The sequence below is a fragment of the Clostridium sp. genome (genome assembly GCF_016650035.1).
In the GTDB taxonomy this organism is placed as follows: domain Bacteria; phylum Bacillota; class Clostridia; order Clostridiales; family Clostridiaceae; genus Clostridium_AD.
The window spans coordinates 36,186-54,617 of the sequence record NZ_JAENWM010000009.1; the positions used below are offsets into that span (position 1 = coordinate 36,186).

The following is an 18,432-nucleotide window of genomic DNA, read 5'->3' on the forward strand; positions in this document are numbered from 1 at the left end:
TCCTTTAATTTTAGAGGATTGCAGCCTTATTATACTTTTTAATATTATTTAGAATCGTAAATCTCTTTCAATAGCTGCATTATATTTAGAAAAATTAATGAATAAAAATATAAATTTAATAATAAGATTTATATATAAAGGGATGATTTTAATGAATGGATTATTTATATGCGAAAATCTTCAAAAGATTATTTTAGAAAGCGGTACATTATATGGACATGTTCACTCTGTATTTAAAAATGCATGCAATATTGAGTGCGGTGATTTATTCATAACACTCTTGTGCAAACAGAAAAAAATGTCCCCAATGAGTGTAATTGTGGATGGGTTAGGACAAGTTGACTTTAATAATCTAAATATCACACAAGGTTTGATATTTGAATTTACTACAAGTAAAATTCATTGCAGACAAATTAATTTATTTATATCCATGAGTGGTGCTGAAAAGTGGTCTTCACTGGTTGATACCAATATTTTATACTGCCTAGAGCACAAGATTTTAGAGAACATAAAAATTATTGGACAAGGGTTAAAAACACATGGAAAGTACTATGTTATGGGGTCACTCACAAATATGCTTGCAGATGAACTACCAGAACTTGAATTGGGTTTCCTTCCTGAATGTGATTTTGATGAAAGTTTTGAATTTATAAAGGGCAGGTTTATGGATTTTATTTATGCAGTAATAAATGGATATGAGGATGGCATAGGATATACAGCACAGTATGTTATAGGGTTTGGATGTGGACTTACCCCATCAATGGATGATTTTATTAGTGGCTTAATGATTGCGTACATATATATGGGAAGTTATTATAAATTAAATTCTCGGAAAATATACGAATTCAACAGTAAAATTATTAGTAGTGGCCTTCAAAAAACAACTAGAGTTAGCGCTGAAATGTTGAAACATTCATCAGTGGGGGAGACAAATGAGGCTGTACAAGATTTAATGGAAGCAATTCTGAATCTTAATAATGATACCAATGATGAAAACCATAGAAATATTATTAAAGGTTTAAGAGAAGTTATTGAATACGGTGAAACATCAGGAACTGACACAGCACTTGGAATTTACGTGGGACTTAGAATTTTGACTAAATTAAAGTATAGGAGGGTTTGGATAAATGAATCATTGTGCGGAAATTAGAAAAAATACTTATTATGATTCTGTGGCACTAATGTTAATAACTAAGGAAATTAAAAAAATGCCAAATGTCAAAGAAGTTATAGTTGGTATGGGAACAGATCTGAATAAAGAGCTAACAGAAAATCTGAACTTATCAAATGATGCAATAAGGGCAATTACACCTAATGATTTTTTCATAGCAGCATGGAGTGATGAGGAAAACGCCATTAAAATCATTGTTGAAAAGGTTGATGAATTATTAAATGTAAGGGCCAAGGATAATGACTCGGTGGAAGAATATAAACCCAAAACTCTTAGCTCTGCAGTTAAGCATCTTGAGGGAGCCAACATGGCGATTATATCATTACCTGGAAAATATGCCGCATATGAAGCTAAGAGTGCATTGAACAATAACCTTCATGTAATGTTATTTAGTGATAATGTCACAGTGGAAGAAGAAATTGAACTTAAAAAAATAGGCAGAGATAAGGGATTACTAGTTATGGGACCAGATTGTGGAACTGCAATTATTAATGGCGTCCCACTTTGTTTTGCAAATGTTGTTAGGCGGGGAGATATAGGGATTGTAGGGGCCTCTGGTACAGGAACGCAGGAGGTTACTGTTATTATAGATAAAATGGGTGGTGGAGTATCCCAGGTTATCGGAACAGGAGGAAGAGATCTTAAGAGTTCAGTTGGCGGAATTATGATGATTGAGGGTTTCAAAGCTCTAATCCATGATGATGAAACAAAGGTTATAGTGTTAATATCTAAACCACCAGCACCGGAAGTAGCGGAAAAGATATTAAATATGGTAAAAACCACAGATAAGCCAGTTGTTGTAAGTTTTATAGGTGGCGATAGAAATGATATAGAAAAGCATGGTGCACACTCATGTTTAAATCTAGAGGATGCAGCGAGAAAGGCAGTAATGTTATCAGAAGGAAAGAAAATAAGTGATTTTACTAGTTTTACACTATCGGATGCGGAAATAGAAGAAATTGTCCAAGGTGAATGCAAAAAGTTTAATAGTGGACAGAAGTATTTAAGAGCACTATACACAGGTGGAACCTTAGCAGATGAAGCGATGAAGATGCTAGGAAAAGATGGCTATAGAATATATTCTAATATCCCATTGTCACCTAATCTTAAACTAGATGATGTACACATTAGTAAAGAACACACATGTGTTGACCTAGGTGACGATGATTTCACTGTTGGAAAACCACATCCAATGATAGACCCAGTGGCTAGGGTAGAAAGACTTCCGATGGAAGCATTAGACCAAGAAGTTGCAATAGTGATTATGGATTTTGTGCTGGGTTATGGATCAAACATAGATCCAGCAGGGGAAATGCTTGAAGCTATAATAGATGCGAAAAAGACTATGAAAAACAAAAACAATTATTTATGTGTAATCGGGTACATATGTGGTACGTATGGAGACCCTCAAGATTACAAAAACCAGTGTGAAAAGTTAGAAAGTGCAGGAGTTATACTAATGCCTTCTAATGCTCAAGCTGTTAAACTATCCTCATTAATTCTTGGAAGATTAAATAAAATATAAAGGAGGGGTGGAAAGTGGCAGAGATAAATAAATTATTTGGTGTGAAACTTAGTGTTGTAAATCTAGGATTAGAGTCTTTTAATAAAGACTTAAAAAAGCAAAATGTACAGAGCGTGCATGTTAGTTGGAGACCGCCAAGCAAGGCTTGTAAAAAACTTTCTAGTTTAGATGGAATAAGTGAAAAAATAAGAGAAGCAAACAAAGAGGCAATGGGCAGACTGCTTGCAGCTCAACCAATAATTGTTGGTATCGGTAAGGCTGGTACTGATATTCCAGGCATGACAAAGCATACAATTCTTCATGCAGGTCCACCAATAACATGGGATAGAATGAGTGAACCAGTTAAAGGGGCAATAATAGGTGGGTTAATATATGAAGAGCTTGCTACAAACGAAGAGAATGCAAGAACTTTAGCAGCCTCTGGAGAAATTATCTTTGAACCATGTCATCATCACAATACAGTAGGACCGATGGCAGGAGTTGTAACTTATTCAATGCCTGTTTGGAAGCTTCAAAACAAGACCTTTGGAAATTATGCATATTGTACTCTAAACGAGGGTCTTGGAAAAGTTCTAAGGTTTGGAGCTTTTAGCTCAGAGGTAATTGAAAAACTAAACTGGATGGAATCAGTACTAGCACCTGTAATTACTGACGCTATTACTTTAAAGGGTAGTATTGATGTTAAAACAATACTAGCACAAGCGATTCAGATGGGTGATGAGGGACATAACAGAAATAAAGCAGGAACTTCACTATTATTTAGGGAGCTTGCACCATTTATAGTCAGAACCAATTTCTCAGATGACATAAAAGCAGATGTGTTAACCTTCATAGATAAAAATGATCACTTCTTTTTAAATATTTCCATGCCAGCATGCAAATGCAGCTTGGACCCACTAGAAAACATAAAATATAGTACAGTGGTGTGTGCCATGTCAAGAAATGGTACTGATTTTGGCATTAGAGTAGCTGGAACTGGAAGTGAGTGGTTTACAGCACCTTGTGAAATAGTTGATGGCTTATATTTTCCAGGCTTTGATGAGACGGATGCAAATCCCGATTTAGGAGATAGTACAATAGCTGAAACAGCAGGAATAGGGGGATTTGCTATGGCAACGGCTCCTGCCATTGTTCAATTCGTAGGGGGGACCCCAAAGGATGCCATAAACTATACAACTAGTATGTATGAAATTACCTGCGCTGAAAATAATGCTTTTAAGATGCCGAACATGAATTTCAGAGGCACACCTACAGGAATAGATATTAGAAAAGTTATTGAAACAGGAATTTTACCAATTATAAATACCGGAGTTGCATGCAATAGAGCAGGTATTGGTCAAGTAGGTGCAGGTATAGTTCATCCTCCAATGAAATGTTTTGAAGATGCACTTACTTCTTTTATAAAGAAAACAATCTAAATTTATTAACAGGGGGTATATTATGAATATTATTGATGCTTTTAAAAATGTAAAAATGTATGATTTAACTCAGAAAATTAGTCATTTAACACCAGCATGGCCAACCTATGAGCCACTGGAAATTAAATTTTTCAAAAGACTCTCATCCAATGGTGCAAATGGGCAGGTTCTAACTCATTCAAATCATGTTGGTACTCATCTTGACGGTTCACTACATTTTTGTACACACGGACGCGATATAGCAAGTATTCCATTAGAAGAACTTGTGGCACCGGGCGTTGTTGTTGATATATCAGATATAGCTGAGGATTATGGGATTTATACTTCAAAAGACATAATGGATAGAGCTGATGTTAGAAAAGGTGATATTTTAATTATCCATACTGGCTATAATAAATATGGTTGGGATGAGCCAGGGGCTGACGAGGAAAGAGCAATGATGAGACATCCAGGGCCTACAAAAGAATTTTCGGATTGGTGTAAGCTAATGGAATTTAAATGGATAGGCGTTGATTGTGGTTCCGCTGATCATCCAATGAACACAAAGATTCGTGAATGGGCTCCAAAGGAAGCTAGAAGAGCAGAAAAATATTTACAAGCCAAGTATGGTAAAGGCATTGAAGATTTTTGGCCAGAAGATGATTATCAATTAATGCATTATGATTTATTTCCATTAAATATTATTCATGCTGAAAATGTTGGTGGAGATATCGATAAGGTGTTGGGCAAAAGATTAATAATAGGATGTTTTCCATGGAGATTCGAAGGTGGGGAATCTTGTATATCTCGTATTGTAGCATTTGATGCAGAGTAATTATTGAAAAAATATGGATTTGAAAGGATGATAAATAATGATAGTAGATAAAATGGAACAAAGCCTTAGACCAGCTGAAACAAAAATGGTACCTTATCCACCTAAGTATATTACCATGGCTACTGGAGAAAAATTAGTAATTCGTCAAATAACAAGAGAGGAAGTTCCACATATTCTCGAAGCGGTTATGCCTCTTATGACAGTTGAAAAAGATTTTTATGACATAGTTGCATCTAGAATTTATGCAGAGCTTTTAGGTTATTACAGGTATAGAGTGAAGGATGAATATTGCCTAATCGGAACAATAGATGGTGTGCTCGTGGGACTAGTAAATGGTCGTATGATTGATGATAAAGTAGGAGTATCTCATCATACAATGACACTGAAACAGGGACTTAGAATAGGAGCACAATTATTTGCTGCTAAAATGGAATATCATTTGGATTTCTTGAATCAGGAAGAAGTATTAATTGTAGCTGAGAGCCCAAACGGATTTAAGAGATGGATGATTGAATATGAACTTGAATCAAGACCAGAAACTTGGCACGAATTAGGGGGAGTCCCAACCTATGTTTTAACTAAAGCATTATGGGAAAAACATAAAGCAAATAAATCAGGTGGTCGTCGCCCCGTAAAGGAAGAGCTACTTAAAACTGCAGACCATCCAATTCTTCCATCAACTTATTCTCAAATCCCAGGATATAAAAGATGAGAGAAGTTGGTATTGTAGGAGTAGGTCATAGTAAATTCGGTAAAATGTCGGATGGAACATTTACTGATTTGCTTAGTATGGCTGCTGTGGAGGCGCTAGATGATGCTGGTGTGAAAACAGGTAACGGCCATGGCATTGATCAGGTTTTTGTAGCAACAATGGGTGCAGGGATACTTAATAAGCAAAGTGGTATTGCATCGGCACTTGTGGATTATTTGAATTTAAGACCAGCAATGGCTGAAACAATTGAAAATGGTCCAGCCTCAGGAGCATCCGCTATAAAACTAGGATATATGGCTATAGCCAGTGGAATGTGTGACTGTGTGCTTGTAGTTGGTGGAGAAATGATGAGGGTTGTTAGCGGCTGGGAAGGTACAGATTTTGTTGCCACAATGCTTCACCCAGAGGCAGAATATAACTATGGGTTAACACTCCCGGCCTTTGCAGGGCTCTTTACAAAATTATGTATGGATAAGTATGGAATAACAGAAAAGGATTTATCCATAGTGGCAGTTAAAAATCACGAGAATGCGGTGAATAACCCAGTAGCACATATACATGTGGTGCCTAATCTTTATTGTATAACAGAGGATGAGGATGCAAATATAATAAATCCATATGTTGCAGAGCCACTTCGTATGTACCATTGTTGTCCTGTATCTGACGGGTCAGCAGCAGTTTTATTATGTGCCATGGACAAAGCAGATAAATTCAAGAGAAAACCAATAAAAATAGCAGGAATAGGTCAAGCCACAGACACCCATGCGGTAGCTGAAAGAGAAGTCCCTACGGATTTACTTGCTGTTAGGCTTTCCGCGCAAATGGCCTATAAAATGTCAGGACTTACGGCGCAAGATATGGATGTTGCAGAGCTTCATGATGCATTCCAAATACTAGAGATAGTTGAATCTGAAGAGGTTGGATTTTTCGAGAGAGGTAAGGGTCATATAGCAGCTCGAAATGGACAAACAAAGATTGGTGGTAAAATCCCAATTAACACCTCGGGAGGCTTAAAAGCAAAGGGGCATCCACTTGGCGCAACTGGAGTTTCCCAGGTTGTAGAAATTGTAAAGCAACTAAGGGGGGAAGCTACGGGACGTCAAGTAGAGGGTGCTAAAGCTGGCCTTTGCGTTAACTTTGGTGGTTTCGGAAATAATGTTGTTGCAACGATACTCACTAAGGAGGAATCATAATTATGGAAGAGAAAATGTATGCCTATAAATGTACAGCTTGTGGTGAACTTCATCATCCGAAGCATTATGTATGTAAAAAGTGTGAAAATAGAGAGTTTGAGGAGGTCCCACTAGGAGGAGAGGCAACACTTGTAACCTATACAAAAGTATATAATCTTCCAGAGGGATACATGAAACCATATATGAGTTTTGGAATTGTTAAATTTACAAACGGCCTTGTTGTGAGTGGACAACTTGAAGTAGAAAACCCTGAAATAGGAATGAAACTTACGTCAACGGTAGGAGTTGTAAAAGAAGGAATAGGAAAGGACCATTATGGATTCATCTTTATTTAAAGACAGGTAATGAAAGTGACAGTTAATTTCTTATTAACTGTCACTTTCACTATAAAATATTAAAAAATAATTAACCATATTTAGTGAATTTAATACATATATATTAACTAGGGAACTTTTCAAATTAGAAAATTTACATACTAATATATAAGGAGAATATTATATGGTAAATAACCCTAACAATACTAAAGGAAATGAAAAATCAAACTTCTTAAAAATGTCTAGAAAAACTATTTTAGCTATCCAACATTTAATAGCAATGTTTGGAGCTACAGTTTTGGTTCCCATACTAACTGGGCTAGATCCATCAGTGGCATTAGTCGCCGCAGGGGTAGGTACTCTCATATTCCATTTATGTACTAAGGGAAAGGTACCCGTATTTTTAGGTTCTTCCTTTGCATTTATCCCTGTAATAATTACAGTAAAGGAAATGTACAAAGGAGATTTGACTTATGCTCAAGGAGGTATAGTAGTAGCTGGTTTTATTTATGTAATCGTTTCCTTGTTCATTAAAAAAATTGGTATAAATAGAATCAAGAAAATTTTGCCACCACAAGTAATAGGCCCGATGATAATACTAATAGGATTAAATTTAATCCCAGTTGCAATTGATATGGCCAAAGTTAAAATATGGATTGCAGCTATAACTTTAGGTACAGCGCTTTTAATAACATTTAAAGGTAGCGGTTTCTTAAAGCAAATATCGATTTTATGTGGTGTTGTCGTAGGATATTTAGTGTGTCTTGCAATAGGGTTTGTTGATACCTCTATTATTAGTCAATCGGCTATAGTTTCAATACCAAAATTTACTTTCCCCAAATTTGAATTAGGTGCTATAGCAATTATTACTCCAGTTGTGCTTGCTGTTTTCATGGAGCATGTTGGGGATATAACCACTAACGGTCAAGTAGTAGGGAAAGATTTTATTAAGGACCCAGGTTTAAATCGTACACTACTGGGAGATGGATTAGCTACACTATTTTCTGGTTTCATAGGAGGCCCTGCTAATACTACTTATAGTGAAAATACAGGAGTTTTAGCAATTACAAAAAATTATGATCCATCAATTTTAAGACTTACTGCTATATTTGCAATTTTTCTTGGATTTGTTGCAAAAGTTGGGGGAGTTCTAAGGTCAATTCCTGTGCCGGTAATGGGTGGAATAAGTTTAATGCTCTTTATGATGATTGCACTTATAGGTGTTAAAAATATGAAAACCAATATCAAAAAGTATGATGCAGGAATTGTAATAGTAATAGCTACAATGTTAATTTTAGGCCTTGGAACAACTTATCTACAAAAATATACAGGGATTAATTTGGGAATACCTATAAATGAAAACGTTACGATTTCAGGACTTAGTCTTGCTGCAATAGTTGGGATTATATTAAATGCAATATTAAATAGAAATAAGCAATAAAAATAACGATTTATCATCCCTCGGACTGATAGTTCGGGGGCTTTTATAATTTAGATATTATTAAAAAATTAATGTACTCCATATGGTTAGTACAATAAGGGGGTCAATCGTGTTAAGTGTGTTTGATTATGTAAAACCGCAACTCTTGACAGAAGCTCTGAATTATTTGGAGCAGGATGATGGAACTAAAATCCTCGCTGGTGGCACAGATTTAATGATAGTTCTTCGTCATAATGCAGAAATGCCCAGGCACATACTTGATATTAAGGGTATACCTGAGACAAACAGGCTAGAATATAAAGTAAATGTCGGTTTATTTATCGGTGCATCAGTTACAGTGAATCAGGTAGCAGAATCAAAACAAATATCTTTAAAGTATCCTTCTTTGGTACAAGCATCAAATTTACTTGCTTCCTACCAACTGCGAAATCGTGCTACACTTGTAGGAAATATTTGTAACGCATCGCCTGGGGCAGATCTTGCAGGTCCCCTTATGGTATATGATGCAGTGGTTCATATTGCAAGTACAGAAGGCACTAGAACAGTCAATATCAATTCATTCTTTACTGGAGTTAAGAGGACGGTACTTAAGAAAAATGAGCTTGTTATTGGAATTTCGCTTCCAGATGTTTTAGAAGGAGATACCAGCATATTTTTGAAGCAAGCAAGAATAAAGGGGCATGATCTTGCTATAGTAGGTGTAACTGCTAGGATGACAGGGGATAAAAAAATAAAACTAGCTATAACTGCTGTAGCACCAACACCAATAAGGATAACAAAGCTTGAAGAAACCCTTAGTTCACAGCCTTTAACGTCAGAAATTGCAGTTATGGCTGGAAAAGAAGTATGTAATATTATAAGACCAATTTCTGATGTCAGGTCTTCTGCGCAGTATCGTCTTCATGTGTCCGGAGTTCTTGTAAAACGTGCTTTGCTACATTTATTAGAAGTGGGAGGTAAATAATATGTGCGAAAATCATAAAAATCTAGAAAGCTGTGTTACTTATGTTGATTCAGGACTTAAGGCAGTGAGGTTTAACTGCATCGTAAATGGAGAAAAAGTATGTGTATGTATTGATCCTACCATGTCTTTGCTTCATTTTTTACGTAAGGAGTTAAAGCTTTTAGGTACAAAGGAAGGCTGCGGTGAAGGAGAATGTGGAGCATGTACAATAATAATGAATGGCGTTTCCGTAAATTCATGTATAATACTCGCTTTGGAAGCTATGGATGCAAATATTATAACAGTAGAAGGACTTAGTGAAAACGGAAAAATATCAATACTCCAGAAAGAATTTATGAACCAGGATGCTTTACAATGTGGCTTTTGCACACCAGGTATGTTAATGTCAGCACGTTCTCTATTAGATAGAAATTCGGATCCAAGTGAGAGTGAAATAAAGGAAGCCATTGCAGGTAATTTCTGCCGCTGCACAGGTTATGTTCCGATTATTGAAGCAATTAAATCAGCTTCCAAGTTGGAAAGGGAGGAAAAGAATAATGAGTGATAAAGAGTACCGTTATATTGGGAAATCTCCTAATCGAACTGATGCACTGGAAAAAGTAACAGGTCAGGCGGTTTTTACGTATGATTTGGAATTACCGGGAATGTTGTACGCTAGGTGCCTTTATTCTCCCTATGCAAGAGCCGCGATTGTATCAATAGATATAACCGAAGCTAAAGCTTTACCTGGTGTTAAAGCTGTTATTGTAGGTGATGACATACCTTATCTTGTTGGACTGTATATGATTGATAAGCGTATACTTGCAAGAGGTACAGTAAGGTATCAGGGAGAGCCAGTTGTTGCTGTTGCTGCAATAGATGAAAAGACAGCAGAACTTGCAGTATCCAAAATTAAAATTCAATATAATAATCTTCCTAGCATACAAACTATCGATGAAGCCTTAGAAGGTAAGATACTTGTTCATGAAGATATAAATGAGCTTGAATATGTTAAAGGTGTTTTTTTTCCACAACCTGATTCCAATATTGCAAGTTGGAATAGTACTATAAAGGGTGATATCAAAAAAGGCTTTGAGGAGGCTGATCTGATTGTTGAAAATGAGCTTACGCTACCTGCCGTTGCTCATGCACCTATGGAAACTCATGTTGCCATAGCTCAGGCTGATACCTATACAAACAAGGTTAAAATATGGTCTTCAACTCAATCTCCCTTTGGAGTACGTAAGCTGCTTGCGAAAGCTCTTAATATATCTGTAGCTGATATACAGGTAATTGTATCTTATGTTGGTGGAGGATTTGGAGGCAAAGCAGGGATACATCTCGAACCACTGGTAACAATTCTCTCACGTGCATGTAAAGGCCGCCCTGTAAAGTTAACCGCAACAAGGGAAGAGGAATTCAATCAACTTCCATCTCGTGCCGGGATGCGTGGACATGTTAAGACTGGCGTTAAAAAGGACGGAAAAATTACTGCTGAAGAAATTTATTTTGATTGGGATAGTGGAGCTTATGCTGATTACGGCGTAAATGTTGGAAAATCAGCAACTTATTCAGGCGCAGGTCCCTACGAGATACCTAATCTTGAGATTCACTCTCGAACACTTTATACAAATAAAGTTTTTAGCACGGCTTACAGAGGGTTTGGACATTTAGAAACACACTGGGTTATGGAGCGTCAAATGGATATGGTGGCACAAAAACTTGGAATGGATCCTTATGATTTCCGTATGAAAAATATACTAAGGGCTGGTTGTCATACAATAAGCGGAGAGCTGATAAATGAAAATTCAGGACGACCTTACGAATGTTTAGAAGCTGTGGCAAAGGAAATCGGATGGACAGGATATCAATCAGAAGCTGAACGCAATAAAAACATTAAAACAGGAAAGCTACGTGGAAAGGGTCTTGCTTCTCTCCAAAAGGCACCTGCAATGCCTCCACACACTTCTACCTCTGCAATAATGCAGATGGATGATGATGGTAATATCCGCATTATGATTGGAGGTGTAGATATGGGTCAGGGTGCAAACACAGTAATGGCTCAGATTGCAGCAGAAGTGCTTGATATGCCTTTAGAAAAGGTAAAGGTATTGTGTGAAGTTGATACTAGCCGTCATCCTTATGATTGGTCTACCGTTGCTTCGAAATTCACATTTATGGGTGGTAATGCAGTAAAGAAATGTGCAGAGAATATGCTACAGCAAATGAAGGAAGTGGCTTCTCAGGCACTTCGAACTTCAACTTCGGATTTGACACATGGAGATGAATATATTTATCATATACATCATAAGCAGAGAAAAATAAAGTACAAGGATCTTGCACTTGGCTATGCTTACGGAAATGGGAATGGCATTGGCGGTCCCCTTATAGCAAAGGGTACATATATGGCTGATGGACTTACTTTCCTGGACCCAGTAACGGGACAAGGATTACCAGCTCTTGACTGGACTTTCGGAGCACATGGAATAGAAGTGGAGGTTGATATTGAAACTGGAAACATTGAGATTATTAAAATAGCTTCTGCTTTTGATATAGGCCAGGCAATTAATAGGAAACTTGTTTGCGGCCAAATCATAGGAGGGGTACTTCAGGGAATTGGATCTGCAATAATTGAAGGGTATAAGTTCACCCCAGAGGGAAGGCTTATGAATCCATCATTTACAGACAATAAAATACCTACAGCAAAGGATATCCCCATGGAAATGATTCCTATCTTAATTGAAAATCATCAACCAGATGGGCCTTATGGTGCCAGAGGCATTGGTGAACAGCCCATGATTTCTGTGCCATCGGTTATTGGAAATGCACTTTATGATGCACTAGGCATTAATTTTTACAAATTACCTCTTACCCCTGAAAATGTTGCAATGGCAATTTCGAAAAAACTTTAAAGGTGCCTCATTAAGATGTATAAACGCTGGTGAAATAATTCATCAGCGTTTAAAACTAAAACTTGACATTGTACCTATAATTAATTGCAAATTAGTTTGTGTTGTAAACAGTGCTAATCATCTATATTTTAGAATTATGATTTTGAGTTAAATATATAATAGTTAATGGGTATAACCCAAAGGATTGTTTTTGGGTTATAATAGATTAATGAATAATTTAATAGCAACATTATTAGGAGGATCACAATGAAAAGAGATATTAAACTAACATAAGTATTCATAAAAAGAGGTGATATTTTGAAAAAACTTAAATTTGTGATTGCACCTGATTCTTTTAAGGAAAGTGTAAGTGGGTTTGAAGCTTCCCTGGCTATGAAAAGTGGCATTAAGAGTATCCTTAAAGATGCAGAATTTGATTTAATTCCTATGGCGGATGGCGGCGAAGGGACCTCAGAGGTAATAGTAAATGCTCAAAAGGGTGAATTTAGAAAAATAATAGTTAAAGGTCCTTTAGGTGAAAAGATAGAGGCTAGATATGGATGGTTGATAAAAGAAAAAAAGGCTATAATTGAAGTCGCGGAAGCTTGTGGGTTACACTTAGTAGAAAAATCTAAAAGAAATCCAATGAATACAACAACCGTTGGGGTTGGAGAAATGATTCTTGATGCTTTGGATAAAGGCGTTGATCATCTAATAATTGGTCTTGGAGGATCGTCTACAAACGATGGAGGTCTAGGGATGTTGCAAGCATTAGGAGTGATAGCTCTAGGTGCGGATGGTACTGAATTAGGACTTGGTGGAAAAGAGTTAATTAAAATTCATAAATTAGATATTTCTAAGATGGATTCTAGACTAAAAAAAATAAGTATAGAAGTAGCCTGCGATGTCCAAAATCCTTTTGTTGGGGAGAAGGGCGCAACAAAAATCTTTGGACCTCAAAAGGGTGCCAAAGGTGAAATTGCAGATGAACTTGAACTTGGAATGATTAATTTTGCAAAGGTATTAGAAGAAGCTTTTGATATTGATATTTCTAATATACCAAAGACCGGTGCTGCAGGTGGATTAGGTGGAGCTTTCTTCTTATTAAATGGTAGTTTAATAAGGGGTGTAGATTTAGTTATAAAGCACACTAAATTTGAGGAGAGAATTAAAGATGCAGATTTTATTATAACTGGTGAAGGTAGTATAGATAGTCAAACAAAGTATGGAAAAACCATAGTTGGAATTGCACACATTGCTAAAAAGTATAATATACCAATCATTGTGCTGGCTGGCAAGGTTGGAGATGATATAGAAGAATTATACTCAATGGGAGTAACCTCAGTTTTTGGTATAGTAGATAAGCCTAAAAACTTAGAGGAAGCGCTGAAAGATGGATATAATAGTATTAAAAAAGCATCTGAAAATATTGCTAGATTGATAAAGATATTGTATTTTGGCGGAAAAGAGTAAATTTAAAAAAGAAATAAATGAGGCAACTTTCAGTTGCCTCATTTATTGTTCTCTATTATATTTAAATTAAATGAAGGATTTCTAAGGTCTATAAAGAATTGTGTAATTATACAACAAATATATAGCGATATTTTGGAGGTGTAAATTTATGAGAATTTTCCATACTGCGGATTGGCATATAGGTAAATCTGTTAATGGATTTTATATGACTGAAGATCAAGAATTTATAATGGAGCAGCTTTATGAAGAGATTAAAGTGGAAAAACCGGATGTTGTATTAATAGCTGGAGATTTATATGATAGGTCGGTTCCACCGGTACAAGCTATAGAATTACTCAACAAGGTATTAGGTAAAATAGTTAAGGAGCTAAAGACTCCTATTATAGCTTTAGCTGGAAATCATGATGGTAATGAAAGAATAGACTTTGCAAGCGAACTCCTAAGGGAAAGTGGTTTATATATTAGTGGAACACTAAAAAGGGAAATACAAAAGATTACTATTAATGATGAACATGGTCCAGTAAATTTTTATCCTATTCCTTATGCAGACCCACCAGTAGTTAGAGATTTATTTGGAGATGAAAGCATAAAAAATCATGACGATGCTATGAAGAATATACTAGATTCTATTGATAATATTATGAATAAAGATGAGAGAAATGTGGCAATTGCACATGGATATGTTTCATACATGAAAAATGAAGACGAGGTAACTGCTCCACTTGAGGAAAGCGAATCGGAGAAGCCGCTGTCCATTGGAGGATCAGCCCTTATTAATGCAGCTTATTTTGATGCTTTTAATTATACTGCCCTTGGCCATTTACATGGACCGCAGAAGGTTGGAACAAATAAAATAAGATATGCTGGGTCGCCTTTAAAATATTCTTTCTCAGAGACTAAACAAAAAAAAGGAATAACTATTGTAAATTTAAATGAAAAGGGCGAAGTGGAAATAGATTTCCATGAGTTTAAACCAAGAAGAGATTTTAGAATTATTACAGGAGAATTAAAAGAACTAATAAAGAATGATGTAAGCTATTTAGATAATAAAGAGGACTATATAAAGGTAGTGTTAAGAGATAAGGGAGAAATTTTAGATCCAATGTCAAAGCTAAGAAGTGTTTATCCAAATGTTATGGAACTTACAAGAGAAGATAGGATAAAGATAACCAGTACAGGAACAGTAGCAGTTAATGTACGAGAAAAATCTAAACTTAGCCTTTTTGATAACTTTTATGAGGACATAATAGGTGAAAAGTGCTCTGAAGAGGAGACCGAGGTCATGGTGAAAATCATAGAAAAAGCTGAAAAGGGGGTTTAGAGTAATGAAAATTCGTAAGCTTATAATAAATGGATTTGGACCCTATGCAACAAAACAAGAGTTAGATTTCGAGGAAAATCTGCAAGATAAAAATATGTTTGTTATTACAGGAAACACTGGAGCTGGGAAAACAACAATATTTGATGCTATAAACTTTGCACTGTATGGTGAGGCAAATGGGTGTGATAGGGAATCAAAATCCTTAAGAAGTGATTTTGCAGATCCGGGGACTCCAACGGAGGTTGAACTTTGGTTTTCATTAAGAGAAAAAGAGTACTATGTAAAAAGAACACCATCATATATAAAGCCCAAACAAAGAGGCGATGGTTTTGTAGAAAATAAACCTAGTGCTGAGATTAAACTTTCTAAGGATAAAACAGTAACAGGGGTAAATCAAGTAACTAAAGAAGTAGAAAATATTCTTGGTATAACCACAGAACAATTTAAACAATTAGTAATGATACCACAGGGAGAGTTTAAGAGACTTTTAAATGCAAAAAGTGATGAAAAAGAAGATATATTTAGAAAAATATTTGGAACAGAAATTTTTCAAAGTATCCAAAACAACATAAAAGAACAATCAAATAAACTAAAAAGAAGCATTGAACAGGTTGAGAGAGATAGATCAAATAAAATAAGAAGTTTTATTTGCAGTGAAGTGGACGACGGATTATTTAGGCTAATAAATGCTGATAAACACAATATAGAACTTATAATGAGCTGTTTTTATAAATTTATAGAAGGCGATAGGGACAAAGAAAAGAAGTTAGATGCAAAAATAGAAGAAACCCGTAGGCTTATAGATAAAATATCAAGTGAAAAGACTCTTGGTGAAGCTAATAATAAGAGGTTTGATAACTTAGAAAAAAACAAGGGAGAACTAGACAAGCTTAATCAACAGGTTGAACAGTTTAAAAATAAAGGCAGTGTGCTTTTTAGAGGTAAGAAAGCCTTAACTGCTAAAAGGTATGAAGATAAGTATAATGACAAAAATAATGAAATCAAGGAATTAAAAAAAGAAATAGAAGAAATAGATAAAAAAATAGATATATATACTGAAAGTTATAAAAAAGCTGAGAAGAACTTTAAAGATGAGCAAGGCAAGGAAAATGAAAAAAGTCAGTTAATAAAGGATATAGATGAAAACCAAAGATTAAAGGATAAGGCTATTGCATACGAAAAAAACAAGGTTATCCTAGAGACCTTAGATAAAAAAGTTACAGAAATAAAAATCAGAATAAAGGTAATAGGGTTAACTAGTTTTGAAAATGATAAAAAAATAGAGCTAATTAATAATGAGTTAGCAGAAATTAAAAAAGCTAAAGAGGAAAATGGAACCTTAGAAATTAAACAAATAAATGAAAACAATAAAAAAGATAAATTAGACAGACTCCGTAGTGATATTAATTTATGGATTAATGAGAATGGAAAACATAAAAAAGCCACAGAGAATTTTAAAGAAATAGATCAGAGATTTAAAGTGCTAAAGGGAAAATTTGAACTCTTAGAAGATACATTTAGAAAAAACCAAGCTGGAATACTTGCAAGTAACTTACAAGAAGGAGCATCATGCCCGGTTTGTGGATCAATTCATCATCCTAGCCTTGCTAAACTAGAAAACAGTGAAATAACTGAAGAGGCGGTAAAAATCAGTAAAGATTCTCTCGAAGAGGTTAGAGATCAAAGGGATAAAAAGTTAAATGACTTAACGGATATTAACTCTTCTTTAAAAGCAATTAAAGATAACTCTATTACGCCTGGTGTTAAAGAACTACTAAATAAAGAGGATAATTATCAGGTTATGGATATTAGTGCTGGGGTAAATGTGTTAGTTACAAATAATACGGCCATACTATTAGAGCTTAAAAATAAAATACAAATCTTAAGTACTATGATTAATAAAGAGAGTGAAAAAATACAAATTAGGGATATTACCCAAAAAAACAATGAGAAGTTAAGAAGTGAACTTGAACTAAAGAATGAAGAACATGTTTTAGAAGATGGGAATTTACGTGCGGCAAAAAATACCTTAGATAGTATAAAAAATGATTTTAAGGGTGAAATGAAAAATGTAGGAGAACTAGTTCAAATTGGAATAGCTTTAAGTGAGAGGCAAAAGGCTCTTAAAAAAGCATATGAAGATGCAGAAAGTGCCTTTAGTAAAATAAAGGGTAACCTGGACCAAGAGATGGGACGACATAAAAGAACAAATGAAATGAAAGAAAATGCAGATGAAGAATTTAAGAAAGCAGTATGTGTATTCAAAGAAAGTGTATTAGAACTAGGGTTTAGTGGGTACGATGATTATAAGGCCAGTAGTTTAACTGAAGAAAAAATTGAGAATCTTGACGTGGAAATAAATGAGTTTAATATTAATTTATCTGGTGTGAAAAAATTGTATGAAGCATCATTAAAGGAAATTGAAGGGTTAATAATAGTTGATCTGGAAATATTAAAAGACAAACTAGTAAGCGAAGATATTATCTTCAAATCATTAAACAAAGAACAAATGGAGCTCTTCGCAAGAATAAGAAATAATAGTTTAATTCTTGAAGATTGTGAAAAGTATAGTAAAACTATAGAAATTGATGAAAAGAAGTATGAAATAGTAGGCAAATTATCAAACATTATTAATGGTGATAACTCTAAGAAAATAAGCTTTGAAAGATATGTGCTAGCTGCATATTTTGAGGATATTATTATGGCTGCCAACATCAGGTTCAATAAAATGACCTCAGGTAGATTTGAACTATTAAGAAAGCAAGAAATTGGTGATAAAAGAAAAGGTCAAGGCTTAGAACTTGAGGTATTTGATAATTATACAGGAAAAGCAAGAGATGTAAAAACACTATCAGGTGGAGAGGGTTTTAAAGCTTCATTGTCTATGGCACTGGGCCTTGCTGATGTAGTTCAAGCATACGCGGGCGGCATACAATTAGATACTATGTTTATAGATGAGGGGTTTGGAACACTAGACCCAGAATCCCTAGATAATGCAATAGAATGTCTTATGGATTTGCAAAAGGACTCAAGATTAGTTGGTATAATATCTCATGTACCTGAACTTAAAGAAAGAATAGATGCTAGGCTTGAGGTAAGTTCTACAAGTAAGGGTAGTATGGCTGAATTTAAGGTTTAACGACATTTCAGAAGGAAAGTCTCCAACTTCTATAAGTGGGAGTTATATGCTATAATAAATAAAAAACTTCAGTGGAA

At 35.2% G+C, this 18,432-nt stretch carries 14 protein-coding genes; all 14 read left to right on the forward strand.

The window, feature by feature from the left end:
* Positions 1–151 precede the first annotated feature (151 nt).
* The 14 genes from JJD95_RS03730 (at position 152) to JJD95_RS03795 (ending at position 18,355) form a co-directional block, all read left to right on the forward strand.
* Complete coding sequence (locus JJD95_RS03730; protein WP_291640497.1) at positions 152–1,150, forward strand: DUF2877 domain-containing protein; 999 nt, start codon at positions 152–154, stop codon at positions 1,148–1,150.
* Positions 1,128–2,696, forward strand: coding sequence for an acyl-CoA synthetase FdrA (fdrA, locus tag JJD95_RS03735; RefSeq protein ID WP_291640499.1), 1,569 nt, complete (start codon positions 1,128–1,130; stop codon positions 2,694–2,696). Before JJD95_RS03730 ends, fdrA begins: the two co-directional genes overlap by 23 nt.
* A gap of 14 nt (positions 2,697–2,710) precedes the next feature.
* Positions 2,711–4,114 carry a DUF1116 domain-containing protein gene (locus JJD95_RS03740; protein ID WP_291640501.1) on the forward strand — a complete coding sequence of 468 codons (1,404 nt, stop codon included), beginning with the start codon at positions 2,711–2,713 and terminating at the stop codon, positions 4,112–4,114.
* A gap of 22 nt (positions 4,115–4,136) precedes the next feature.
* Positions 4,137–4,928 carry a cyclase family protein gene (locus JJD95_RS03745; protein ID WP_291640502.1) on the forward strand — a complete coding sequence of 264 codons (792 nt, stop codon included), beginning with the start codon at positions 4,137–4,139 and terminating at the stop codon, positions 4,926–4,928.
* Positions 4,929–4,965: 37 nt separating this feature from the next.
* Positions 4,966–5,640, forward strand: coding sequence for a hypothetical protein (locus JJD95_RS03750; RefSeq protein ID WP_291640504.1), 675 nt, complete (start codon positions 4,966–4,968; stop codon positions 5,638–5,640).
* A complete protein-coding gene (locus JJD95_RS03755) occupies positions 5,637–6,833 on the forward strand; it encodes an acetyl-CoA acetyltransferase (RefSeq protein WP_291640506.1) in 1,197 nt (398 codons plus the stop codon). The genes JJD95_RS03750 and JJD95_RS03755 overlap by 4 nt, the downstream gene beginning before the upstream one ends.
* 2 nt (positions 6,834–6,835) lie before the next feature.
* Positions 6,836–7,168 (forward strand): OB-fold domain-containing protein, encoded by a 333-nt coding sequence (locus JJD95_RS03760; protein ID WP_291640509.1) that lies wholly within the window; start codon positions 6,836–6,838, stop codon positions 7,166–7,168.
* A 163-nt stretch (positions 7,169–7,331) separates the two neighbouring features.
* Positions 7,332–8,588, forward strand: a complete 1,257-nt coding sequence (locus JJD95_RS03765; RefSeq protein ID WP_291640510.1) for a uracil-xanthine permease family protein — start codon at positions 7,332–7,334, stop codon at positions 8,586–8,588.
* Between the two features lie 109 nt (positions 8,589–8,697).
* Entirely contained in the window at positions 8,698–9,552 is an 855-nt protein-coding gene (locus JJD95_RS03770; RefSeq protein WP_291640512.1) for a xanthine dehydrogenase family protein subunit M, read from the forward strand.
* A gap of 1 nt (position 9,553) precedes the next feature.
* On the forward strand, positions 9,554–10,096 hold the full coding sequence (locus JJD95_RS03775; protein WP_291640514.1) for a (2Fe-2S)-binding protein: 543 nt from the start codon (positions 9,554–9,556) through the stop codon (positions 10,094–10,096).
* Positions 10,089–12,443, forward strand: coding sequence for a xanthine dehydrogenase family protein molybdopterin-binding subunit (locus JJD95_RS03780; RefSeq protein ID WP_291640516.1), 2,355 nt, complete (start codon positions 10,089–10,091; stop codon positions 12,441–12,443). Before JJD95_RS03775 ends, JJD95_RS03780 begins: the two co-directional genes overlap by 8 nt.
* Positions 12,444–12,737: 294 nt before the next feature.
* Positions 12,738–13,895 carry a glycerate kinase gene (locus JJD95_RS03785; RefSeq protein ID WP_291640536.1) on the forward strand — a complete coding sequence of 386 codons (1,158 nt, stop codon included), beginning with the start codon at positions 12,738–12,740 and terminating at the stop codon, positions 13,893–13,895.
* Positions 13,896–14,043: 148 nt separating this feature from the next.
* The gene (locus tag JJD95_RS03790; protein ID WP_291640518.1) at positions 14,044–15,216 is read left to right on the forward strand and encodes an exonuclease SbcCD subunit D; all 1,173 of its coding nucleotides are present in this window, start codon (positions 14,044–14,046) and stop codon (positions 15,214–15,216) included.
* Between the two features lie 4 nt (positions 15,217–15,220).
* Positions 15,221–18,355: an AAA family ATPase gene (locus JJD95_RS03795; RefSeq protein WP_291640520.1), complete on the forward strand. Its 3,135-nt coding sequence runs from the start codon at positions 15,221–15,223 to the stop codon at positions 18,353–18,355.
* Positions 18,356–18,432: the final 77 nt, after the last annotated feature.

Coding starts and splice junctions, on each gene's coding strand:
- JJD95_RS03750 (WP_291640504.1), top strand. CDS start 4,966: ATGATAGTAGATAAAATGGAACAAAGCCTTAGACCAGCTGAAACAAAA.
- fdrA (WP_291640499.1), top strand. CDS start 1,128: ATGAATCATTGTGCGGAAATTAGAAAAAATACTTATTATGATTCTGTG.
- JJD95_RS03790 (WP_291640518.1), top strand. CDS start 14,044: ATGAGAATTTTCCATACTGCGGATTGGCATATAGGTAAATCTGTTAAT.
- JJD95_RS03760 (WP_291640509.1), top strand. CDS start 6,836: ATGGAAGAGAAAATGTATGCCTATAAATGTACAGCTTGTGGTGAACTT.
- JJD95_RS03730 (WP_291640497.1), top strand. CDS start 152: ATGAATGGATTATTTATATGCGAAAATCTTCAAAAGATTATTTTAGAA.
- JJD95_RS03780 (WP_291640516.1), top strand. CDS start 10,089: ATGAGTGATAAAGAGTACCGTTATATTGGGAAATCTCCTAATCGAACT.
- JJD95_RS03755 (WP_291640506.1), top strand. CDS start 5,637: ATGAGAGAAGTTGGTATTGTAGGAGTAGGTCATAGTAAATTCGGTAAA.
- JJD95_RS03775 (WP_291640514.1), top strand. CDS start 9,554: ATGTGCGAAAATCATAAAAATCTAGAAAGCTGTGTTACTTATGTTGAT.
- JJD95_RS03765 (WP_291640510.1), top strand. CDS start 7,332: ATGGTAAATAACCCTAACAATACTAAAGGAAATGAAAAATCAAACTTC.
- JJD95_RS03795 (WP_291640520.1), top strand. CDS start 15,221: ATGAAAATTCGTAAGCTTATAATAAATGGATTTGGACCCTATGCAACA.
- JJD95_RS03745 (WP_291640502.1), top strand. CDS start 4,137: ATGAATATTATTGATGCTTTTAAAAATGTAAAAATGTATGATTTAACT.